Annotated in this window: 16 protein-coding genes and 1 riboswitch; of the genes, 9 read left to right on the forward strand and 7 right to left on the reverse strand. The window is 44.9% G+C overall.

Annotation, left to right across the window (positions count from 1 at the left end; all coding sequences use genetic code 11):
* Positions 1-29 precede the first annotated feature (29 nt).
* On the reverse strand, positions 30-2,120 hold the full coding sequence (fusA, locus tag QQL66_RS10320) for an elongation factor G (protein ID WP_284381215.1): 2,091 nt from the start codon (positions 2,118-2,120) through the stop codon (positions 30-32).
* A gap of 226 nt (positions 2,121-2,346) precedes the next feature.
* Positions 2,347-2,829 carry a YajQ family cyclic di-GMP-binding protein gene (locus tag QQL66_RS10325; RefSeq protein ID WP_284381216.1) on the reverse strand — a complete coding sequence of 161 codons (483 nt, stop codon included), beginning with the start codon at positions 2,827-2,829 and terminating at the stop codon, positions 2,347-2,349.
* A gap of 410 nt (positions 2,830-3,239) precedes the next feature.
* Here QQL66_RS10325 and QQL66_RS10330 point away from each other — a divergent pair, with 410 nt between their 5' ends.
* Together QQL66_RS10330 and QQL66_RS10335 are read left to right on the forward strand one after the other, a co-directional pair.
* Positions 3,240-5,375 (forward strand): methyl-accepting chemotaxis protein, encoded by a 2,136-nt coding sequence (locus QQL66_RS10330; RefSeq protein ID WP_284381218.1) that lies wholly within the window; start codon positions 3,240-3,242, stop codon positions 5,373-5,375.
* A 94-nt stretch (positions 5,376-5,469) separates the two neighbouring features.
* Positions 5,470-6,384 (forward strand): hypothetical protein, encoded by a 915-nt coding sequence (locus tag QQL66_RS10335; protein WP_284381220.1) that lies wholly within the window; start codon positions 5,470-5,472, stop codon positions 6,382-6,384.
* Positions 6,385-6,407: 23 nt separating this feature from the next.
* Here QQL66_RS10335 and QQL66_RS10340 read toward each other — a convergent pair whose 3' ends face one another.
* Positions 6,408-9,953 carry a methylmalonyl-CoA mutase family protein gene (locus QQL66_RS10340; RefSeq protein ID WP_284381222.1) on the reverse strand — a complete coding sequence of 1,182 codons (3,546 nt, stop codon included), beginning with the start codon at positions 9,951-9,953 and terminating at the stop codon, positions 6,408-6,410.
* Positions 9,954-9,984: 31 nt separating this feature from the next.
* Between QQL66_RS10340 and QQL66_RS10345 the strand changes: the two genes are divergently transcribed.
* Together QQL66_RS10345 and QQL66_RS10350 are read left to right on the forward strand one after the other, a co-directional pair.
* Entirely contained in the window at positions 9,985-10,170 is a 186-nt protein-coding gene (locus QQL66_RS10345) for a hypothetical protein (protein ID WP_284381224.1), read from the forward strand.
* Between the two features lie 343 nt (positions 10,171-10,513).
* Complete coding sequence (locus QQL66_RS10350) at positions 10,514-11,719, forward strand: NnrS family protein (RefSeq protein ID WP_284381225.1); 1,206 nt, start codon at positions 10,514-10,516, stop codon at positions 11,717-11,719.
* Here the strand turns inward: QQL66_RS10350 and nrtS are convergent.
* Positions 11,712-11,960 (reverse strand): nitrate/nitrite transporter NrtS, encoded by a 249-nt coding sequence (gene nrtS / locus QQL66_RS10355; RefSeq protein WP_284381226.1) that lies wholly within the window; start codon positions 11,958-11,960, stop codon positions 11,712-11,714. The two genes, QQL66_RS10350 and nrtS, sit on opposite strands and share 8 nt — an antisense overlap.
* 18 nt (positions 11,961-11,978) lie before the next feature.
* The gene (locus tag QQL66_RS10360; RefSeq protein ID WP_284381228.1) at positions 11,979-13,718 is read right to left on the reverse strand and encodes a bifunctional protein-serine/threonine kinase/phosphatase; all 1,740 of its coding nucleotides are present in this window, start codon (positions 13,716-13,718) and stop codon (positions 11,979-11,981) included.
* Positions 13,719-14,004: 286 nt separating this feature from the next.
* On the opposite strand from QQL66_RS10360, the gene QQL66_RS10365 reads away from it, so the two are divergent.
* The 3 genes from QQL66_RS10365 to QQL66_RS10375 all read left to right on the forward strand — a co-directional run bounded on the left by QQL66_RS10365 (position 14,005) and on the right by QQL66_RS10375 (position 17,340).
* Positions 14,005-15,405, forward strand: coding sequence for a cytochrome P450 (locus QQL66_RS10365; RefSeq protein WP_284381229.1), 1,401 nt, complete (start codon positions 14,005-14,007; stop codon positions 15,403-15,405).
* Between the two features lie 125 nt (positions 15,406-15,530).
* A complete protein-coding gene (locus QQL66_RS10370) occupies positions 15,531-15,938 on the forward strand; it encodes a GFA family protein (RefSeq protein ID WP_284381230.1) in 408 nt (135 codons plus the stop codon).
* A gap of 208 nt (positions 15,939-16,146) precedes the next feature.
* Positions 16,147-17,340, forward strand: a complete 1,194-nt coding sequence (locus QQL66_RS10375; protein ID WP_284381231.1) for an alpha/beta fold hydrolase — start codon at positions 16,147-16,149, stop codon at positions 17,338-17,340.
* 16 nt (positions 17,341-17,356) lie between these two features.
* Here QQL66_RS10375 and QQL66_RS10380 read toward each other — a convergent pair whose 3' ends face one another.
* Both QQL66_RS10380 and QQL66_RS10385 read right to left on the reverse strand, forming a co-directional pair.
* Complete coding sequence (locus tag QQL66_RS10380; protein WP_284381233.1) at positions 17,357-19,564, reverse strand: ATP-binding protein; 2,208 nt, start codon at positions 19,562-19,564, stop codon at positions 17,357-17,359.
* Positions 19,565-19,568: 4 nt separating this feature from the next.
* Positions 19,569-20,081 carry a putative pterin-binding protein gene (locus tag QQL66_RS10385; RefSeq protein ID WP_284381234.1) on the reverse strand — a complete coding sequence of 171 codons (513 nt, stop codon included), beginning with the start codon at positions 20,079-20,081 and terminating at the stop codon, positions 19,569-19,571.
* A gap of 80 nt (positions 20,082-20,161) precedes the next feature.
* Here QQL66_RS10385 and QQL66_RS10390 point away from each other — a divergent pair, with 80 nt between their 5' ends.
* On the forward strand, positions 20,162-20,473 hold the full coding sequence (locus QQL66_RS10390) for a cysteine-rich CWC family protein (protein ID WP_284381236.1): 312 nt from the start codon (positions 20,162-20,164) through the stop codon (positions 20,471-20,473).
* Between the two features lie 93 nt (positions 20,474-20,566).
* Positions 20,567-20,825: riboswitch (cobalamin riboswitch) on the forward strand.
* Between the two features lie 101 nt (positions 20,826-20,926).
* The gene (locus QQL66_RS10395) at positions 20,927-22,822 is read left to right on the forward strand and encodes a TonB-dependent receptor domain-containing protein (RefSeq protein ID WP_284381238.1); all 1,896 of its coding nucleotides are present in this window, start codon (positions 20,927-20,929) and stop codon (positions 22,820-22,822) included.
* The last annotated feature ends 47 nt before the right edge of the window (positions 22,823-22,869 follow it).

Genomic DNA, 22,869 nt, shown 5'->3' on the forward strand with positions numbered 1-22,869 from the left:
ATGGCCGGGTTTTTTATGAAAGGAACGAATTACTTCGCTTCTTTACGTGCTTTCGCTTCTGCGATTACTTCTTCTGCAACGTTTGCAGGACATGGTGCGTAGTGTGAGAACTCCATAGAGAACTGACCACGACCAGAAGTAATAGTACGAAGGTGACCAATGTAGCCGAACATTTCAGAAAGAGGAACGTCAGCCTTGATGCGAACACCAGTAGTGCCAGCTTCTTGGTCTTTAATCATACCGCGACGACGGTTCAAGTCACCGATCACGTCACCTACGTTGTCTTCTGGAGTGAACACGTCAACTTTCATGATTGGCTCAAGAAGTTGAGGGCCAGCTTTTGGCATAGATTGACGGAATGCGCCACGAGCAGCGATTTCGAATGCTACTGCAGACGAGTCAACTGGGTGGTAGTTACCGTCGAATAGCTCAACTTCAACGTCAAGAACAGGGTAACCAGCCAATGGACCTTCTTCCATCATGCGCTTGAAGCCAGCTTCAACTGCAGGCCAGAATTCTTTAGGTACGTTACCACCAACAACAGTAGATTCGAACTTGAAGCCAGAACCAACTTCACCTGGTTTGATGCGGTAGTCGATTTTACCGAACTGACCAGAACCACCAGATTGCTTCTTATGCGTGTAAGAATCTTCAAGTGGAGCCGTGATTGTTTCACGGTAAGCAACCTGAGGTTTACCTACTTCTAGCTCAACGCCGTAAGTACGCTTCAAGATGTCTACTTTAATGTCTAGGTGAAGTTCACCCATCCCTTTAAGGATTGTTTCGCCTGATTCTTGGTCAGTCTCAACAACGAATGATGGATCTTCTGCAACCATCTTACCGATAGCAACACCCATCTTCTCAGTAGAACCTTTGTCCTTAGGAGTAACAGCAATAGAGATTACTGGCTCAGGGAAGATCATTGGCTCAAGAGTACATTCGTGCTTAGGATCACATAGAGTGTGACCAGTCTGAACGTTCTTCATACCAACAACCGCGATGATGTCACCCGCTTGTGCTGAATCAAGTTCAGTACGCTCGTCCGCCTGCATTTCTACCATGCGGCCGATACGCTCTGTTTTGCCAGTGTAAGAGTTAAGAACAGTGTCGCCTTTCTTCATTACACCAGAGTAAACACGGATAAAGGTTAGGGCGCCGAAACGGTCGTCCATGATCTTAAACGCAAGTGCACGTAGTGGCTCGTCTGCAGAAACCGTTGCAACTTCACCAGTAGGCTCACCAGTTTCTTTGTCAGTAAGCGGCTGAGGATCAACTTCAGTCGGTGCTGGTAGGTAATCAACAACAGCGTCAAGAACAAGTTGCATACCTTTGTTTTTGAAAGCAGAACCACAGAACGTTGGGAAGAACGCAAGGTCACGAGTACCTTTACGGATACATGCTTTGATTTGATCGATTGATGGCTCAACACCTTCTTCAAGGTATTCCATCATTAGATCTTCGTCTTGCTCAAGTGCAGTTTCGATTAGTTTCTCACGGTATTCTTCTACCTGATCAACCATATCTTCTGGGATGTCTTTGATTTCGTAGTTTTCTGGAAGACCAGTTTCGTCCCAAACGTAAGCTTGTTTGGTAAGAACGTCTACAACACCAGAGAAAGTATCTTCACGACCGATTGGAAGTGTCATAACTAGAGGGTTAGCACCCAACACTTTCTCAACCTGACCAACAACGCGTAGGAAGTCAGCACCGATACGGTCTAGTTTGTTTACGAAGATGATACGAGCAACTTCTGATTCGTTCGCATAACGCCAGTTAGTTTCTGACTGAGGTTCAACACCACCAGAACCACAGAATACACCGATACCACCGTCAAGAACTTTAAGAGAACGATATACTTCAACAGTGAAGTCAACGTGTCCCGGAGTATCAATAACGTTTAGACGGTGATCATTCCAGAAACAGCTTACAGCAGCTGACTGAATAGTAATACCACGCTCAGCTTCCTGTTCCATGAAGTCGGTTGTTGATTCGCCATCATGTACTTCACCAGTTTTATGGATTTTACCGGTAAGCTTCAGGATACGCTCAGTTGTCGTGGTTTTACCCGCATCTACGTGCGCGAAAATACCGATATTTCTGTATTTAGATAAATCAGTCATTTTATTACTCTATTAAGTTATAGGGTCTTCTACGAATCTTTTTTGTTCGAAAAAATTTGCGCGACAGTATACAGGAACTTTCTAGCGTTTTAGAAGAGGTATCCTGAAAATATCAATGGATTATTTTAGTTTGTTTCTGCCATAGTTTTTAATTGCTTTCGTTAAAACCGACGAAGTAAACCAAAATACCGCAAAATAGGTCCGATTATTCTTATAATTCAGCTGGTTAGTCTCTGAAATTATTAAATTGCAGTGGCATGCCTACATTTGCTTCGCGAAGCAGTGCCATTGTCTCTTGTAAATCGTCTCTTTTCTTTCCTGTGACGCGAACTTTATCACCTTGAACTGCTGCTTGAACTTTAACTTTGCTGTCTTTAATTAACTTAACAATTTTACGAGTATGTTCAGCTTCTAGACCTTCTCGGACTTTAATGCTTTGACGAACTTGTTTTCCAGCGCCTTCCGGGTCATTGATTTCCAGTGATCCAGTATCAACGCCACGCTTCACCATTTTGCTACGCAGTATGTCTTCCATTTGATTCAGTTGAAATTCCGCGTTAGCGTAAGTGGTGATGATGCCATCCTTCACTTCAAATTTTGCGTCTACGCCTCTGAAATCAAATCGGGTTGCAAGCTCTCGGTTGGCTTGGTCCACAGCATTGGTGAGCTCATGCATATTAATTTCAGATACCACATCAAACGATGGCATAGGCTTTCTCCATTTACATTCAAGTTCGTTTCGTTAATTCACTTTTGGCTACTGCAGTTTATTCAGCTGTTTTTATTCGCTGTCGTCTGACTCAGAGTTTAATGGTCTATGCAGAGTAGACCATGAATCAACTTTCAAAAAACAGTGTCTGTAACCGTCTTATAAAATAAAGCTGGAAAGTGTACTACAAAGCGCTCCGTCGGTAGATACATCTTCATGAATAAGACGGGTTTTAGTTCGTGATGAGTGGCATTGCTTTACATAATTCATACTGTTCAGTTCTAAGGAATTCCAGATTAAGGCCGATATCATCTAATCGAGAAGTAGGAAAAGCTTGTTTTTGAAGGCTTTATTTTTAAAGACTTTGCTAGCGAAGACAACAAGGTATCGGTCGAAGGAAGAGGTGGCCTGTGGGATCAATCAAAGAAATGTCGCTGAAGAAGAAGTTATTAGCGACCGTCATTATTTTACTTGTTTCAATTATTTTAATCCTGGGTGCCAACCTTGGGCGTGTATTACTCAGTCTCAAGGAAGATATTGTTGCTCAAACCAGTGAAGTCATGGAGAACCAGATCCAAGCTCGACTGAGATCAGAAGCGTCCACGTTCGCACAAAAGGTGGGTGGCTTTATTAATCGGGCGTATCAATTACCTCAATCCGTCTCGAAAATTCTTGAGGACAGTATGTCACCTGAGAATATCGCGTTTGATCGTGATCAAGTAAATCAGTTGGTGTCATCCGTTTTGGCCAGAAACCCTCAGATCGGTTCGATGTATTCTCAGTTCGAACCTAATGCCTATGATCAGATGGATGGCATGTATATGAATACTGGCCAACTTCATAGTGTTCAAAGTACCGGCTCTCTTGAAATTTACTGGGTTCGGAATTCCGATGGTTCGTTAGAACAACAGCAAGTGGAAGACTCCAGTGAGAAATATGCGGACACCAAGAATGAATTTGGTATTCGTGAGGCTGAATGGTACTTGTGTGCCAAAGACTCCAAAACGCCCTGTGCAATGGAACCCTATTTATATGAAATTTCTGAAGGCTATTCAGAAATGATGACCAGTCTTACGTCGCCGATCGTTACTGATGGCAAATTTAAAGGCTTGGTCGGTGTAGATGTGAATCTCCCTGTGTTCCAAAAAATGACCGAAGAGCTCAGTCATAGTTTGTTTGATGGTCAAGGTCGAGTGACCGTGTTGAGTTCGATGGGCTTCGTTGTCAGCTCAAGTCATTACAAAGATAAATTAAGCCGTCCTTTGAAAGAATCACATCCTAATTATTCGGACGATCTTCTATCGGTCTATAAAAACAACTCGGTGCTAATTAAAGATGGAATGTTCCTTGTAGGCTATCCGATCGTTATTAACGCATCAAATACCACCTGGTCGGTGTTGATTGAAGTACCGGTGGAGGCCGCATTAGCTGCGGAACATGAGTTAACCGAGTTCATTGAAGGTCAGGTAGCGTCGATTATTTCTCAGCAAACGATCATTTCCATCATAGTGGGCATTGCAGGACTGGTGGGGATGGTGTTTTTGATCGCTTCTATTACCCGTCCTATCGGACAGCTCAATCGGGCAATGCGCTATCTTGCGAGTGCTGATGGTGATCTCACCCAGGAAATCAAACTGGATACCCATGCAGAATTAATTGAACTGAGCGGAAGCGTTAATCAATTTATTGAAAAGCTGCGTAATATGATCAGTCAGCTAAAAGTGGTTAGTGCCAATGCCCGAGTCTTGTCTTCTGACAGTAAGGAAGTGAGTGAGCGAGCGGATCATGAGACCAGTCAGCAACTACATGAAATTAGCAATGTAGTGACAGCAACCAATCAAATGTCTGCGACTGCCCATGAAGTATCCCGATTTGCTACAGAAGCTTCTGAAAATGCCAATAATGCGTCCAGTGAAATTCAAACCTCAACCCAGTCATTATCGAGTTCAGTGGATATGGTTCAGTCGCTGACTGAGGACATGCGAAAAGCCAGTGATTCCATTTCTCAGGTGGCCGCACGGAGTAATGAGATTCATCAAATCCTGGATGTGATTCGAGCGATTGCAGAACAAACTAATTTGCTGGCTCTTAATGCCGCTATCGAGGCAGCAAGGGCTGGAGAGCAGGGGCGTGGCTTTGCGGTAGTTGCCGATGAAGTTCGCTCGTTGGCCTCTAAAACCCAAGCGTCGACGGAAGAAATCAACGAGATGATTCAGAGCTTACAAGGCGAGGTGAATTCAGCGGTTGCGATTATTGGTGACGGTACCTCAAAAGCGCAGAACGCGATGGAACGTACACAGCTCTCTTATGAGTCGCTTCAGGGGGTCGCTAAAGACATCGTTCTGATTTCTGATCATATTACCCAGGTGGCGACTGCGGCGGAAGAGCAAAGCTCTGTGAGTGAAGAGATCAATCGAAATCTAACGATCTTGAGTGAAGCATCAAGTGCGCTTTCCGAATTGGGCAAGAAAAGTTCGGATATCAGTGATCAATTACAATCTCAAATGGACAGTGTCGAACACCAGCTATCCTATTTAAAGACATAAGTTTTTGGAGCTGCCTGAGCCTCAGTCTACAATACAAGAGGTTGGTCCAAAGATTTATGATTTTGGATGACCACTTGTATTGCTGAGGTTACTTGTGACGTTTACCCTATTGCTATCAATTCTGATCTTGTTCTCGTCTACTGTGCTTTCTACAGAAGCGCATTCAAATGAGGTTCTGTCAGACATGGGTGAGGCAGGTGTGGTTCGGGTGTGTCAGATCGAACAAGCCAAATATGGCTTTCGAATTGACCTGGCAAACTTGATCCTGAGTAAAACGGCAAGTCATTATGGTGAGAGTCAACTCATTCGATTTCGAAAAGAAGAAGCTGGCGTAAGTCAAAACCGATGCATTGAGTTACTTAAAATGAAACGCATCGACTTATTGTATCTCCCGCCTAAAGACGCTTTGATTTCAAATTTTGATTTTATTCCTTTTGATATTCATGCCGGAATGCTTGGGTATCGAGTATTCCTTATTCGAGAGACGGATGTAGAGCGCTTTAAAAAGGTGAAAACGATTGAGGATTTACGATCTTTCACTGGTGGCTTTGGTAGCCAGTGGGGGGATTTCAAAGTCTTTGGTCTGAATGATTTGCCCGTGGTTGGCGCTGCCAATACCAAAGTACTTCTGACCATGTTGAAACATGATCGTTTTGATTATTTTCATCGTGGTTTGCATGAAGCGTGGAATGAACTTCAGGCCCAATCCGATCAAACCAAAGGCTTGATTGTTGAGAAGCATCTGGCGCTTCGTTATCCGTTTCAAGTCTTCTATTGGTTTCACAAAGATAATGACTATTTGAAAGAGCGCTTTGAGAAGGGCTTACTGTTAGTTTTGCAAGACGGAAGCTATCGGCAGCTATTCAGAAAGCATTTTGATGATATTGTGACTCGGGCCAATCTGCGTAATCGCACCATCATTGATATTGACTACCCAATGTCGGATGAAGTCAGAAAGTGGTTAGGTGACGATGCGCTAACCCCTTTCTGGTTGGAAGAGAACTATTAGGTTTCTATCCTCAATCTGTTGATTTACATGTTTCTTCGGTATTCACCTCCGACACTGAATAATGCGTCGCAGATCTCGCCCAGGCTGGCGCACTTAACCGTATTCAACAAACACTCAAAACTGTTTTGCTTTGATTTTGCTGCGGCTTTCAATTCATTCAGCGCCTTTTCTTTGTCGGTTAGGTGCCGTTGATGGAACGCGGCCAATTGTTGAATTTGCTGTTCTTTTTCTTCATCTGTCGAACGCATTAATTCAATGGATGAGAGGTTTTCTTGCTGGTCCTGCTGAGATAAGAAGGTATTCACGCCGATCAAAGGGAGGGAACCATCGTGTTTCCTGTGCTCGTAAAGCATTGATTCGTCCTGGATCTTCGAGCGCTGATACATGGTATCCATCGCGCCAAGCACGCCCCCACGTTCGGTTAACGCATCAAATTCTTTAAATACGGCTTCTTCGACAAGATCCGTTAACTGATTAATCAGGTAGGAACCTTGCAGCGCATTCTCGCAATAGTTCAGTCCCAGCTCTTTGTTGATGATAAGTTGAATGGCAACGGCCCTGCGGACGGACTCTTCGGTCGGAGTGGTGATTGCTTCGTCATAGGCATTGGTATGCAAGCTGTTGCAGTTATCCAGTAAGGCATACAAGGCTTGCAGTGTTGTACGAATGTCATTGAATTGAATCTCTTGCGCGTGGAGTGATCGACCTGAAGTTTGAATGTGATATTTGAGCTTTTGAGAGCGCTCGGATGCACCGTAGCGCTCTTTCATGGCTCTGGCCCAGATCCGACGGGCCACCCGGCCAATGACTGCGTATTCCGGGTCCATACCATTACTGAAGAAGAAGCTGAGATTTGGCGCAAAGTCATCGATGGCCATGCCTCGCGACAGATAATATTCGACGATGGTAAAGCCGTTCGCCAGTGTAAATGCCAGTTGGCTGATCGGATTAGCGCCTGCTTCGGCAATGTGATAGCCGGAGATCGAAACGCTGTAGAAGTTTCGTACCTGATGGTCGATGAAATACTGTTGAATATCGCCCATCATTTGCATGGCAAATTCGGTGGAGAATATGCAGGTATTTTGGGCCTGGTCTTCTTTCAGAATATCGGCCTGAACGGTTCCTCGAATTTTCTTCAGCGTATCCGCTTTGATTTGTTGATAGGTCGCTTGATCAATGACTTGATCACCGGTTACACCCAACAGTGCCAAACCGAGGCCATCATTGTTGGACGGCAGGGCACCTTGGTATTCAGGTCTTTTTTGATCTTTGAAGAGGTCTTGAAGTTGTCGATCCACCTCTGTCCATAGGTCATTTTCGGTGATGTATTTTTCCACCTGTTGATCAATGGCCGCATTGACAAAAAATGCGAGGATGATCGGAGCAGGACCATTGATGGTCATTGAAACCGAGGTGGTGGGCGCACAAAGGTCAAAGCCCGAATAGAGCTTTTTCATGTCGTCCAGATTTGAAATCGAAACGCCTGAGTTACCAACCTTGCCATAGATATCGGGTCTGGGGTCAGGATTGTGTCCATACAGGGTTACTGAATCAAATGCCGTTGAAAGGCGGGTCGCCGGTTGGCCTTCCGCTATGTAGTGAAAACGCCGATTGGTTCGTTCTGGCGTGCCTTCGCCGGCAAACATGCGAATTGGATCTTCACCTGTGCGGCGGTAGGGGAATACCCCGGCTGTGAAGGGGTAATAACCGGGCAAATTTTCTCTTAGCAAAAAGCTTAAACGTTCGCCCCAGTCCTGATAGTCCGGAGCAGCGACTTTGGGAATAGCATTGCCCGACAGCGATGTCAGGTAGTTGTTACCCGTAACCTTGTTGTCTCTGACTTGGTAATCGTATTGTTCTTTTTGAACGCCCTCGATTAACGCATCCCAGTTTTTTAGTCCGTAAATTTCTTGGCTTGAAAGTTGATTTAACGCCTCCTGATAGGCGTCTCGGATCGTTTGAATCGACGGGTTGCTTTGGTCGGTGGATTGAAGTTGTTGTTCCGTATAGGCCGACAAACACTCAGGGCGCTGAGGATCATCCAGCAAGGTCAGGCAGGAATAATATTCTTTTACTTTTCTGGCAGCGGCGGCTTTATGCTGAATCGCCTGTTTGGTATCCCGACCTTGTTGTGCGATTTCAGACAAATAACGGACACGTTCGCCCGGGATTAGCGCGAGTCCTTTAGGTAGGGTTGCTGTACCCTCCATTTTATGAGGCCAACTTGTTTTAATCCCATTTTCTTGGGTCATCTTGGATAAGCGTTCGCAGAGTGTTGCGAACAAATGGTTGACGCCGGGATCGTTAAATTGGCTCGCAATCGTCGCATGAACAGGAAGAGCTTCATCGGGAAGCGTGAATTCATTATGGTTGCGCCGGTATTGTTTTCTCACATCACGTAGCGCATCTTGGGAACCTTTACGTTCAAACTTGTTGATGACGATGACGTCGGCAAAATCGAGCATGTCGATTTTCTCAAGTTGGCTGGCTGCACCAAATTCGCTGGTCATGACATACGTGGCGATATCCACCAGATCGACAATCTCCGAATCACTTTGACCAATACCAGCGGTTTCGATGATCACCAGATCGAATCCCGAATGTTTTAAAAGGTCTATAGCGTCAGAAAGCAGGGCACTGGTTGCGAGGTTCTGACGTCGTGTCGCCATTGAACGCATGTAGAGGTTGTCGGCTCGAAGACTGTTCATCCGAATCCGATCTCCCAGCAGTGCACCTCCGGAGCGTCTACGGGTTGGATCAATGGCTAAGATGGCAATTTTTTTATCGGGCAGTTGCTCGCAGAATCGATTCAGTAGCTCATCCGTTAGAGATGATTTCCCCGCGCCGCCAGTGCCGGTAATTCCAATCACAGGTGCGGCAGGAAACCCTTGCTGAAGCTGCTCTTTAAGCGTCACAAGTTCTTCGCCAGACAAAGTGTGATTTTCCAACGCACTGAGTGTCTGGCTGATGGTTAGTTTGTGTGCTTTATCGAGTGGGGCGTCTTTAGTGCGTGATATTAGGTTTTGAATCGCTTGATGTTTCGTTGTGTAAGGCAACAGCTTAGCGAGTCGATTCTGTTTGGCTGATTGGGTGCGCTCGATGACGTCGTCAATCATCTTCTCCAGCCCCATCGATAAACCGTCTTGTGGGTGGTAAACCCGTTCAATGCCGTAATTGTGGAGTTCTTCAATTTCTTGTGGGGTGATGGTTCCACCACCACCGCCAAAAATACGGATATGGGATGTGTCTAGTTCCGCCAACTGATCGTGTAAGTATTTGAAAAACTCCATATGACCGCCTTGATAGGAACTGATGGCGATGGCGTCGGCGTCTTCTTCAATGGCAGCAGTGAGAATGTCATCAACGCTTCGGTTGTGGCCAAGGTGAATGACCTCAACACCACGGGCCTGGATCAACCGGCGCATGATGTTAATGGCCGCATCGTGTCCGTCAAACAATGAGGCAGCAGTAACAAATCGGAGTGGCTCTGTGCTTACGGATTTCGTGCCTTGTTGTGCTTGTTCACTATCTTTAGCTCGGCCACTATCAAGTGCAGTATCGGTACTCATAGCTTTAAGTCTAGTCGAAGCGTTTTGTTTGATGTTCGCATTTGATGTCGTGGTTGTTGATGTGGTGGTTGTTGTTGATGTGGTTGTTGATTTGAAGGTAGTTGGTGCCGTTTTGACGGATGATTCGCTGCTCATCTTTCCCCCTTGTATGTCTTCCCTTGTCGGTGTTCATCAGCAAATAGGGATGTGTGGTGAGTGCTTTGGGGCGCACCATTGAGTGATCCGTCTGCTGATAGGTTTTTTGTTATTCTTGTAATACGTCCGATGTCTTTCACTGGTGTTTTTAGTGATGTTTTTGTGAGTATGGATAGCCTTTGACTGCTTCGCCATTGGCTTCGATCAATTGGTTAAAATTGGTTCATTCAGGCCAAGGAAAATATGCATAAAAGTCATTAGCTGAGGATTTGAATGGAATTTAGATTCAGTGAAGAGGCTTGGTGAGTTAAGGATGACTTGCTTCAAAACGACTGGTCTGAAAGCGATGGTTTGATATACCTCAGTATTTTAGTCGGGTATTTATGAGAGTATACTCAGCATATTTGATCAGTTAGGTAAGTACTATGTCTGCAGGTAAGATTCCACATCCTTTGTTCCGTTTAGGGTTTCGACCTCTTTTTTTCTTTGGCGCTCTGTCTGGAGTACTACTGATTGCCTGGTGGACATTTTATTGGACTAGTTTGTCTTCGGGGACTGCCGTTTCCTGGATGCCTGTAGGTGGTTCTATTTGGTGGCATGGCCATGAAATGGTGTTTGGCTTTACTACGGCCATTATCGGTGGTTTTCTGTTAACGGCGGTTCGTAACTGGACCGGTATTCCTACCATTACCGGCGCGCCTTTGATGATGTTGGTGGGGGTATGGTTGTTAGCTCGATTGACGTTGGCGTTCGGTTCCGGGCTACCGGGCTGGCTGGTACTGTTAATTGATGAGTCGTATCTGGTCGGTCTGATGGTTGCTGTGGCGTACCCCATCATTAAAGCCAAAATGTGGCGTAACTTGATGTTTGTGCCCATTCTACTGCTGTTTGTTGTTTTGAATGCGCTTTCTTACGGCAGTGTCCTAGGGGTAGCGTCTCTGGAAGGCTTTGCGCTAAATGCCATTCACGGTGCGATCTTTTTAGTTGCTTTGATCATTGCCATTATCGGTGGTCGTGTACTGCCATTCTTTACAGCGAATGGCTTGAGAGTTCAAAAGATCGATTCCATTCCTGCGCTGGATGCGGTTGCCTTGCTTAGCCTGTTAAGCTTGGTGGCTATGGCCGTCTACGGTTTGAATGACGTACCTTCTGCGTTATTAGCCTCCGTTGCATTTGTATCCGGGCTTGCCAATCTGATTCGTCTTGGCCGATTGCAGTTTTGGCTGTGCTTCAAAGTGCCTCTGTTATGGTCCTTGCACTTGTTCTTCAGTTTTATCGCTTGGGGATTGTTAGCTTTGAGTCTCTATGCGCTGGAGGTGATTGATAGTTTGAGCCCTGTGCTTCATTTGATAACCGTTGGCGCGATAGGGGGCATGATTCTTTCGATGATCACCCGTGTAAGCCTTGGTCATACAGGAAGACCGCTGCAAGCCTCTAAACCTTTGGCGGTTGCATTTGGTCTGCTCTTTGTCTCTGTGGTGATGCGTTCAGTGCTTCCGATGATCATGCCAGAACTGATTTCCACCGCCATTCTTATTGCGGGTGGGCTTTGGGTCATTGCTTTCGGGCTGTTTGTGTGTGTGCACGGACCGCATTTATTGACTGCTCGCCCGGATGGGAAACCTATTTAGTTGGAGGAGAATTAAGGCCGTGCGCCAGCATGGCCTTTGCAGAGGAATAACTGGAAACGCAGTAAGGTACGCAATAGGTAAGAAACATCTTGATCCAGTCTGTTGGAGTCAGGGAGCCAGCCAGAATCTTGTCGCCGTAATTAATCGCGATTAACAATGTGCCAACCACCAGTGCGACCCGAATGGCTGTCGATACAGTACTGGCGGTAAGCATGCAGGTGATCAGGGTTGGCTGACTCATGGTCTTCTTTTTCCGTCTCTAAAAGTACAAAGCAACGCAGAAGGCGATAAATAGCGCCAGAGACAATAGCTGCCAAAAGACTACAGGGTTGTTCTCGACTAAGGCCGTAGTATTTTGTCGCTTATATTTGGGGTTTGGATGTTGAACTTCATATAAAAGTTCGGATACGTCCTGATGTCGGTTTTGAGGATCAAAGGACAACGCTTTTTGTATCGCACCATCAATCCAGAAAGGAACCAGCGGATTGTGCTCATACGTTGGCGTGTATTTGAGCTTCATATAAGCGCTTTTTGAACGGCAGGTATTGAGCTTACCGTGGTAGGGTTCCTGACCTGTCAGCATTTCATACAGAATCACACCTAATGAAAATACTTCTGAGCGGATGTTACTTTTGAATTCTAAAACCGTTTCTGGTGACGAATATCCCGCTGTACCAAGGATGCCATCCTGTTCAATGGGGGACGCAATTTCTGCAATGCCGCGAGCATGGCAGGAGCCAAAATCAATAATTTTCGCTTCCCCGTTTCTATCCAACATGATGTTGCCGGGTTTCAAATCCTGATGAAGTGTTTCTTTTCTATGAAATGCTCGAACGCCTTTCACTATCTGCTCAAAGATATAAAGTGCTTCTTCAATGTGAGGCTTGGGATGCTCATTAATCCAACGTTCCAGTGTTATTCCTTCAACGAACTCGGTTAGGTAATACAGGCAGGATTTCCGTCTGCTCGATTCAACTACTTTGACCACATGAGGGTTGTTAATTCGACTGCCAATCCAGCTTTCCATGATGAAGCGTTCTATGTAGGCCGGATCATCATCGTAATTGACCGAGGGGGTCTTCATCGTGAGGATTTTATCGGTTTCCGTATCTCGCACCCGATAAAGTTGGCTTCGGTTACTGGCATGGATTTCCTTTTCGATTTTATAACCATCCAAGGTCATACCTACGTCTAAATAAGGCGGGAAAGGAAGTTCTGTCAGTTTCTGAGTAACGTCGTTAACGTCTTGCTTTGGAAGACTGTCAACCCGCACGATTTGGCAACTGAGATTGTCATTACTGTTATTTGATAATGCCAGCTCAATGAGCTGCTGGCATAAGGTTTCCAGATCTGACTGGTCAGGATTTATTGCATTTTTTAGTACATTTCGAATGTCTCTGTCTTTGACAAAATCATGAATGCCATCCGTGGATAAAAAGAAAATGTCACCGGCCTCGATGTCCAGGGTGCGGCAATCTACATCGAGATTTACATCCAGCCCCATCGCCCGTGCGAGGTAGGATTGTTGGTCACTAATATAGGTTGTGTGGTCTCGGGTGAGTTGTTCGAATTCTTCCCCTCGTAATCGATAAATCCGGCTGTCACCCACATGGAAAATAGTGGCTGTCTGAGACTTAAAGATGATGCAGCTCATGGTACTCACGTAGCCTTTGCCCGCATCAATATAGTGTCGACCCTGGCCGTAAAGCCATCGATTTAACGCCGTCAGGACTTTTGTTGTCGATTTCTTAACGCCCCAGGTGTCAGGCGTCGAGTAGTAATCGTACAGGAAGTTTCGAACACAGGTTTCGCTGGCTTCTTTACCGGCTTCGGCGGCGCTGACGCCATCCGCGATAATCGCAACCGCACCTTTGTTGCTTAACAGTGAACCGTCGGGGATGCGAATACCGATGGCATCTTCGTTATCTGGTTTTACGCCAGCTTCAGACTTTTGCCCAACCGTAAATTTTGCGTCGGCCTGCAGATGCCATTCGCTCATAGTGTGTCCTTTTTTATAAAAGCATTGCGTCTGGCGGGTTACTGTTTTATGCATCATTTTAGGGCGTGAAAACAAGCGTCATCCCAGTCACAGACTGCGTTCGTGATCTGTTGCTTACCTTTTCACGGTTGAGGATGAATTTCAATCGAACTAGGCACTTTGATTGAAAAATATCAGAGCGGTGAGTGAAGTTTTGATTGTGTTGGTTGAATTGTGAACAGAAAAGTCTATTATCGAATCATTAATAGACGATCGGTCGAAAAATAATAAAAAAAGGATTTCGTTGATGACTGTGCACATTTCTGGACCCAAAGGTCATTTCTTATTGGGTTCTATTAAGCCGTTTACCCAGGACTTACTGAACTTTATGACCTCAGCTCGACAAGCGCACGGGGATTTCATTCATTTCAAGCTGGGGCCGGTAGACACCTATTTAATTTGTCGGCCGGAATTGATACGCCGAGTATTAGTGTCCGATCAAGATAAATTCATTAAGAATCGTAATTTTTGGAAGCATTTTACGTCGTTATTTGGGCTTGGCTTATTAACCAATGAGCACCAATCCTGGCGTGTTCATCGTAAGCTCTCTGCTCCGGCATTTCAGCCAAAACGAATCGCAAATTACGCTGACTTTATGGTGTCCTATACGCAGGAAATGATGAGTCATTGGCAAGAGGGGGCTGAGATTGATCTTCACGATGAACTGATGGAAGTGACCGCAAGAATCGTCGCGAAGGCCTTATTCGATGCAGATTTAGGTGAACACAACGAGCAGCTTTTAACTGCCATGCACACCTTGGAAGGGTTAATTCCTACCCGTATGGCACGGCCGTTCTCTTGGCAGGATTCAATTCCGACAAAGAGCAACCGACAGTATTGGAAGGCACTTAAAAAGCTTAATCAAGTGGTGGACGGATTCATTCAGCATCACAAAGATCAGGAACGACAAGGGCAGGAGAGCAACTCTCTGTTATCTGTACTGATGCAGGCTCGCTATGAGGACGGTTCTCGTCTTCCAGACAAACAATTGAGAGATGAAGTGATTACGCTGTTTTTGGCTGGGCATGATACCACGGCCATTACACTTTCCTGGGCTTTGTACTTGTTATCACTGCATCCTGAAAAACGGGCGAAGTTGGAAGAGGAGGTGGATTCTGTTCTTGCGGGACGAGATCCGGGCTGGGACGATCTTAAACTGCTTCCATATACTCGATCCATCATCAAAGAAACTTTGCGACTCTATCCTGCAGCTCACCTGATTGGTAGAGAAACCACAGAAGATATTGAAATGGATGGCGTTATTCTCAAAAAGGGCGCTAGTGTGTTAATCAGCCCTTGGTTAATGGGAAGAGAAGAAACCTATTTTGATGATCCATTATCGTTCAAGCCTGAACGCTGGACTGAAACCTTTGAGAAGGATCTTCCAAAAGGCGTTTATGTGCCATTTAGTGCCGGGCCTAGAGTCTGTATTGGTGAAGGCTTTGCAATGATGGAATCCATCATTCTGCTGTCTTCCATCGTGAAAAACTTCCGGTTGAACTATGAACATTCTGAAACGGTAGAACCTTTCCCATCGATTACGCTAACACCACACGGTGGAATTAAAGTGCGAGTTGAAAAAAGGGAATCGACAATCCCTTCTGAAGTGCAATGTTCTGGTGTCCAGTCGTTTGCGAGTGGTAGCTAGTTATTTAGCAAATAATTGGCAGAACAGGTGTGATCGCCAGGTGAGAAAAATAGGAAACTTATTGGGATGAAGAAAGACCTACTGATTTCTTTCTTTAACATCAAACAGTTTATTCGGGGATTACAATGAACTATCCGATCGCAGGGTCATGTCAGTGTGGCGGAGTAACCTATCAATTACTCTCACAACCAAAAATGATCGTGGCTTGCCATTGCAAGGAATGCCAAAAGTTGTCGACCAGCGCGTTTAGTATTACGGCCATCGTAAATGCTGAAGATATTAAGTTTGAAGGGGAGATGGTTGAGTGGAGTCGAACGGCAGACAGTGGCAACATCAACGGCGCAAAGTTTTGCCCGACCTGTGGAAACCGGATTTATCATTTTGATCCAAAACAGCCGGAGACCATCAAACTCAAGCCCTCTAATCTGACGGATACCAGTATCATAAACCCAACGGCTCATGTGTGGGTGAGTGAGAAACAAGATTGGTTCGAAATACCCAAAGGAGTGGCAGTCTACGACAAACAGCCATAATTATTTGATCTCATGTCTCATTTTGGATTTCGACAAAACCGCGTATCTCGCGGTTTTTTTATGTCTTATCTGGCTTTCAGAGGAATTTACTCCGAGAAACAATGACCTGAGCTGCAAAAAGCACTACACTGCTTGGCTATTTTTTAATGTAACGAAATGTAAGTATGCCGACTCGGCAGTGACCTTTCGATAGGTGTTAGGAAGTACAATGCAGCAAATTGCGAGACGAATCTTTAACCGTAATATCAAAAAAACACTCCAAAGTAGCATCAAAAAGCCCTCTGAAGTGATCGGTCTTTATCAGCAAACGAAAGAGAATGCGAAGCAACGTTTTTTTAATGCGGATACGTTGGTTCAGGCAGAAAAGACACCTTTTGAAGTGGTGCATCAAAAAGACATCGTCACTTTGCGTTATTACCCGCCATTGGAGTGTGATTCTATTCAGGTAGAAGACGGTCAGGGTGGTGAGTTTACCGTTGAGGTGGCTAAAAAATCTTTGCCGACACCATTGGTATTAGTGTCACCATTGGCCGTAAATATGTACATCTACGATCTCTTTCCGAAACGTAGCCTGGTTAAGTATTTACGCGCCAGAGGGTTTGAGTTGTACCTTGTGGATTGGGGAAGACCAGGTTGGAGACAAAACCACTTTTCCATCGAAACCTATATTGCTGACTTGATGCCTGAGATGATGGCAAAAGTTCGTGAACACAGCGGTAAGCAGACGCTTTCGTTACATGGTTGGAGCTTTGGTGGCATGTTCAGTGCGGCGTACTCAGCACTGGATAAGGACATCAAGAACGTGGCCTTGATCGGTGCGCCGTGTGATTACCATGCTAATGGTGAATTAGGTGTCCAGTATCAACGTATTTCACGCAATCTACGCTGGTTAGAAAAACGAACTGGCTGGCGAGTACATAACACCAAACAGCGCTGGTGGCGTTCACCGGGTTGGGCGAATTCAATGGCATTTAAGCTGACTAATCCTGTGGGTAGTATTCAGGGGTATCTGGATTTGTTAAAGAATTTGCATGACGAAGAGTACATCATCTCGCATGCCACCAATGGTGCTTTCTTGGATGATATGGTGGCGTATCCCGGTGCGGTTATTCAGGATGTTATTCAGTTCCTATGGACCGACAACATCATGGCGAAAGGTGAGTTACCACTACGCAATCTTCGTGTGAACTACAGTGATGTTAGAGCGAATCTTTGTTTAATTACAGGAAAGCATGATCCGATTGTAACAACCGATTGTGGTTTAAAACTCTTTGATCACGCATCCAGTGAAGACACCTTCCACCAGGAAGTGAAAGGCGGTCACATGGGGATTCTTTCCGGCAGCAAATCTACCACTGAGATTTGGCCGCAAGTTGCTGATTGGTTAATTGAGCGATCTTAACAATCTCATTTTCTGACTAGGTTAGAAACGTCTTCAGCGTTTCGATCAGCTCGTCAGGTTTAAACGGTTTGGGCAGGTGGCTGTCCATTCCGATTTCTCTATACCGTTTGATGTCTTCACTCATCACGTTAGCCGTTAGCGCAATGATCGGCGTTTTTTGGTTAAGCCCGCTTTGACGAATCAGCTCTGTGGCTTTCATACCATCCATTTCTGGCATTTGGATGTCCATCAATATCAAATCAAATACTTCTGTATTCGCTTTATCGACGGCAATGGCTCCGTTGTCTGAGGTTGTTACTTGGACGCCAAAAATGCTCAGCATTTCTAACGCGATCAGTTGGTTGATAGCACTGTCTTCCACCAATAATACATGTTTCCCATGGAAGTCTTGCTGTGTTAATTGTGAAGAGGCACTGGATTTTTGCCCTTGTTCATCTGCCAACGCATTTACAATTCGAATAGTGTTTAGGGGCGCTTCGATCCCAACAAATGGTTGGGTAAAGTGATCATGCAATTCAAGTAATTGGTCCGGGTAGCCAACGATGTAGATGGTTTTATCTTTGTGCTTGTTCAGGAGTGAGGACACATCATTGATGGTACTTGCTTCCATTTCAGGGGGGAGTTCAATCAACAAGGAGTCAGATATTTCAGCAGGAAAGCAGTTAATACCGCATGCTTGAAGCATGTGTTCTAACTCTGGGGTGGCTGATTTCTCTGATTCACTTAGATCGCCTGTATTCGTTATCTTGATTGAATTCGCAAAGGGAACACTACAAGCAGGGTGAGCAAGCTTGATCCAGTGTACTTTTTTCTTTCTGGCAACATTGGTTGATTCAGTGATCGTCTTAGTCACTTGATCCTGAGATTGAACGGGTAAGATGACACTGAAGGCGGTTCCTACATCTCGTTCTGTTCTGATATGAACCTCGCCCCCCATAAGCTCTGTTAAGCTTTTTACAATGGAAAGGCCAAGACCTGTTCCTCCAAACCTTCTTGTAGTGGAGGCATCCGCTTGGGTGAATTCTTCGAAGAGATTTGCGGCAATTTCGTCGGGAATGCCAATGCCGGTATCTGACACTTCCATTTCCAGAAAGCCTGTTGAGTTGTAAGTGACCTTAAGTTGGATATAGCCTTCACTAGTAAACTTGATGGCGTTGGATATTAAGTTAGTTAAGATTTGTTGGAGTCTGGCTGGATCACCTTGGATATAAGCAGGTACATTGGGTTCAATCAAAATGTAGAAATTCAGATTCTTGTCTCGGGCATTCGTCCCCATGGTTGCTGAAAGTCTCTCAAATACATCGGCCAGATCTACCTGCGCAATCTCTAATTCAAATTTTCCGGATTCAATTTTACTGACATCCAAAATATCGTTGATGACATGAAGTAGGGCGTCACTGGAGAGAATCACCTTTTCTAAATAGCCTTGAACTTCAGGGGTGTCTGCCTTGTGACGGGCAAGGTTGGTCAGACCTATGATGCCGTTTAACGGTGTCCTGATTTCATGTGACATGTTTGATAAGAAACGGCTCTTGGCTCTGGTGGACTCTTCTGCTGCATTTCGAGCAATGGTCAACTCATCTTTTTGTTTCTCTAAGGCATGACTCATTCTACGTTGAATGATCAGTTGTCTTGAAATGACGATCAGTACAATAAGGGATATTGCTCCAATAAAACCGAGCAGAAATATTTGATTAGAGAGGCTTTTATTCCAATAGTTATGCATCATTAAGCTTTGTTCTTGGGACGCGTGGATTACCTGCCTGCTGTAACGGTTCCAATGCTGATAGGCTTTGTTCAGGTGGGAATCAAACTCTTTAGCATTGAGTAGGTCATGCTCGTGCTTGGGAGCAAAGAAACTAAGTTGATCAAGGTATTCCTGAAATTCTATGAGCTTGGATATGTCACCATGTTGGTGATGAAATTTCCGTGTTACATCACTTTTAAGATCATTGTTGATACTGCCTTTAATGACTTTCAGTTGCCTATTGAGATTTTTAAAGTTTTTCTTGTTGGGGGTTGTGAGATATCGCTGACTGGCTAATTGTAATGACATCAACTTGGTTTTGACCCCAAGGTTGTTACTGATGATGGCCAGAAACGGGCCGTCGTTTAATTCCTCAAACTTCTGAAGTTGATGGATGGAAAACAGCACGGAACCAAGTAAAACAACGGCAAGGACTATGATATTAACTACGAGCAGTAGCTGTTTTGTATTACTCACTGCTCTATTTCACCTCAATGGCTTTGATTTGCCATACCGACTTATTGTAGTAGAGGTCGTTTCTGATCTCGGGGAAGTCAGAAAAAGGGAAGACCACATACAGAGGCCCACGATCAGAAAGCGTGAGTTGTTTTCCGTTTTCTGAGTCAGCAAGAATGACGCCGTACTTATCCAAATCATCAACACTGATTTCGGCCAGATAGTCATCCCAGGCGATCACAACAACAGTGCGACCTTTACTGCCTAGCAGTGTCAGTAAATCAGTAAACAGTGGGCCGCTATAAGTGACTGGAACTTCTGTGATATGACTGCTCGTGGTGATGCTTTTACGAGGAAGGTTATTGATCACATCACGGTCAATGATTGCCATGTCGTCCGCATTTGTGACAGTAATCGCTCCACTTACTTCCACAATGATATCGTCGGTGGGGTTCGACAAATCTGCATAGATGTAGGGATTTGGAAAGAAAAATAGCGGAAGGAAAGAAAACAGAAATCTAATGTGTTTAGGTGTCATACAGTCCACTCTCAACTCTTTTGTTAGATCGAGTATAGACCTAAAATGGTTAGAATGACGGCTTGGAATGTTGGTGGTCTATGACTCACTCCTCAAAAGAACAAACAATTGATCCTTCAATTTGTCCATTATGTGGTAAATCGAACCAGTGTCAGATGGCTGCTCCGCTATCTAAAGCAGGGAAATCTAAAGCTGGAAAGTCTGAAGAGATCAAAGCTAAAAACAATAACTGTGAAGACAATAACCCAGCTGATAGCAATCTTGAGTCAACCACACCTTGTTGGTGTGTCTCTGAGAGCTTTCCTGAAAATTACCAAGAGCAGTTAGCTGAGCGAGACATAGATACTCGATGCATTTGCCCAGGTTGTTTAGCTCAACTATCCCGCCGTTAAAACGACGCTTATCAATAATCCTCCCTTAACACTTGAAGTTACCTGGTGTCATCAGGATAATCGCGCCTCGCTTTAGGTAGGCGTGCCTTATTTTATTGCTCACAATTTTGATGTCAGTAACTAAGAGCGTGTCTTTAAACGGGAAGTTGCGTGCTTGTGTTATCACGTTTGATGAATACATCAGATGATATTTCACGAAATTCCAACGCTGCCCCCGCAACGGTAATGGAGTTAAGTTCAGCAATTAGCCACTGTGTTTAAGTTTTTAGAACATGCATGGGAAGGCGCTGAATGTAGATGGACAACTATCTTACTCCTAAGCCCGGAGACCGGCCTGAAAGCATTTACTCATGACGCAATGCGCTTTTCATTTTGATCATGATTTTTCATTTCAATGAAGAGGCTTGTGTGTTTTCACTGATACGTGCGGTGGGCACGTTAGGCGGTAGGATAATGATATTTAAATCTAGGCTTTCTCAAGTATTAGTTTCTAAAACGTTCGTTTCTTCAACCAATAAATCTCCGGCAATCGCATCGATGTTCGCTGCGGCTATGTTGATGCATCCAAACGTCCATGGTCAGTCGATAGAAAATTCTCAACCCAACACTATGGTCGTCACAGCTAACCGTACAGCCGTGTCTGTCGATGAGACGTTGTCGTCCGTTACTATCATCACACGAGAAGATATTGAACGTTCTCAAGCGCGTTCTACTGAAGAGCTGTTGCGTGATTTTGCCAATGTTACGATCAAAAACACTGGAGGACGTGGGAAGCAAAGTTCGTTGTTTCTTCGTGGCACTGCATCAACTCATACGTTGTTTTTGATTGATGGTGTAAAAGTAGGCTCTGCAAATAATGGTGCGACGGCATTTCAAAATATCCCTGTGGATCAGATTGAACGAATAGAGGTGGTGAAAGGGCCAAGATCCAGTCTCTATGGCTCAGAAGCTGCGGGCGGTGTGATCCAGATCTTTACTCGTAAGCAAAGCCAATCCGGATTTAGCCCGTTTATTCGCGTGGGGGCAGGATCGGATGATACACAAGAGGTGGCATTAGGTTTTGGTGTTCGTAACGATTCTGCTTCCCTGAATGCTACCTATAGTTATGAAGGCACCGATGGTATTGATGCTTACAAGCACTACGAAAGTGATGATGACGCGTTTGAAAATTCATCGTTAACGGTCAATTCAGACATTAAGCTGTCTGGTAAGACGAACCTGACATTCAATTATTTGCAGTCTCATACTCAAAATGAATTTGATGATTCATTTGGTTTCTATCCGAATCAGCAAAATAAAGATACTTTACGTGTACTGGGATTTGGCTTGAACAACGACATGACTCAATGGTGGTCATCGAGCATTCAGCTTGGCCGTAGTTGGGAAAAGTCACATACCTTTGCTAACTTCAAAAGGCTGTCGTCCTTCGAAACTAGACGGGATTCATTTTCCTGGATCAATGAATTTACGCCATCGGATGACGTGAGTGTTGTTGTGGGGTACGACTTCCAGGATGATCACTCAGACACCACCTCGAACTTTATTCAAAATGAGCGCAATAATCATGGTGTATTTACTCAAGTACAAATGCATGTTTCAGGGCATGATTTGGAGCTGAACCATAGATATGATGATAACGAGCAGTTTGGGTCTGAGCACACAGGTTCATTAGGCTGGGGCTACAGCTTCGAAAACGAGACTCGATTAAAGGCGTCTTATGGCACGGCTTTTGTCGCTCCGTCATTTAATTATCTATACCATCCAGGCTTTGGTTTCTGCTGTTCAGGAAACCCAGACTTAAAGCCCGAGAAATCGGATACGCTCGAACTGGGCATCAATGGCGTTTTAGAATCGGTTAACTGGTCGATCACCTGGTTCCGCACTCGCATTCAGGATTTGATCGTCTCCGAAGAGCCTTTCTATATTCCTGAGAACGTGAATCAGGCGAGAATTCAGGGGATGGAGTTTTCTGCCAATACGCGTTTTTTTGATTGGGTTATTCGCGGTGATTTATCTTTGCTAAGCGCAAAGAGTCGCAACGGCGTATATAAGGGGAATCGATTAATTAACCGTCCGACGCAAACTTTGTCGATTATGATGGATCGTGATTTTGGCCGTTTCTCTGCCGGTGCTTCTTTTGTAGCTGAAAATGAATCCTATGTGGATCAGGCAAATACGGTTGAGTTACCCGGCTATGCTACCGTCGATCTTCGTGTTGGCTACGAGGTGATTGATGGATTGAAGTGGCAGGCCAAGATCGAAAACCTCTTTGAAAAGGAGTATGAGGTGAGCCGTGGCTACAATCAGCCAGAGCTAACCTATCTGGTTTCAGTGACTTATCAGCCATAGTGGTATCGACTTTTCATTCTTTGATCGATCTCACCAACAAAAGCCGC

The sequence above is a fragment of the Litoribrevibacter albus genome (assembly GCF_030159995.1).
GTDB lineage: Bacteria > Pseudomonadota > Gammaproteobacteria > Pseudomonadales > Litoribrevibacteraceae > Litoribrevibacter > Litoribrevibacter albus.

Bases quoted from the DNA above. Each gene is read 5' to 3' on its own strand.
- QQL66_RS10395 (WP_284381238.1), top strand. From the start codon at position 20,927: ATGATATTTAAATCTAGGCTTTCTCAAGTATTAGTTTCTAAAACGTTC.
- QQL66_RS10370 (WP_284381230.1), top strand. From the start codon at position 15,531: ATGAACTATCCGATCGCAGGGTCATGTCAGTGTGGCGGAGTAACCTAT.
- QQL66_RS10375 (WP_284381231.1), top strand. From the start codon at position 16,147: ATGCAGCAAATTGCGAGACGAATCTTTAACCGTAATATCAAAAAAACA.
- QQL66_RS10325 (WP_284381216.1), bottom strand. From the start codon at position 2,829: ATGCCATCGTTTGATGTGGTATCTGAAATTAATATGCATGAGCTCACC.
- QQL66_RS10360 (WP_284381228.1), bottom strand. From the start codon at position 13,718: ATGAGCGAATGGCATCTGCAGGCCGACGCAAAATTTACGGTTGGGCAA.
- QQL66_RS10350 (WP_284381225.1), top strand. From the start codon at position 10,514: ATGTCTGCAGGTAAGATTCCACATCCTTTGTTCCGTTTAGGGTTTCGA.
- QQL66_RS10385 (WP_284381234.1), bottom strand. From the start codon at position 20,081: ATGACACCTAAACACATTAGATTTCTGTTTTCTTTCCTTCCGCTATTT.
- QQL66_RS10340 (WP_284381222.1), bottom strand. From the start codon at position 9,953: ATGAGTACCGATACTGCACTTGATAGTGGCCGAGCTAAAGATAGTGAA.
- fusA (WP_284381215.1), bottom strand. From the start codon at position 2,120: ATGACTGATTTATCTAAATACAGAAATATCGGTATTTTCGCGCACGTA.
- QQL66_RS10390 (WP_284381236.1), top strand. From the start codon at position 20,162: ATGACTCACTCCTCAAAAGAACAAACAATTGATCCTTCAATTTGTCCA.
- QQL66_RS10365 (WP_284381229.1), top strand. From the start codon at position 14,005: ATGACTGTGCACATTTCTGGACCCAAAGGTCATTTCTTATTGGGTTCT.
- QQL66_RS10345 (WP_284381224.1), top strand. From the start codon at position 9,985: ATGTTCGCATTTGATGTCGTGGTTGTTGATGTGGTGGTTGTTGTTGAT.
- nrtS (WP_284381226.1), bottom strand. From the start codon at position 11,960: ATGAGTCAGCCAACCCTGATCACCTGCATGCTTACCGCCAGTACTGTA.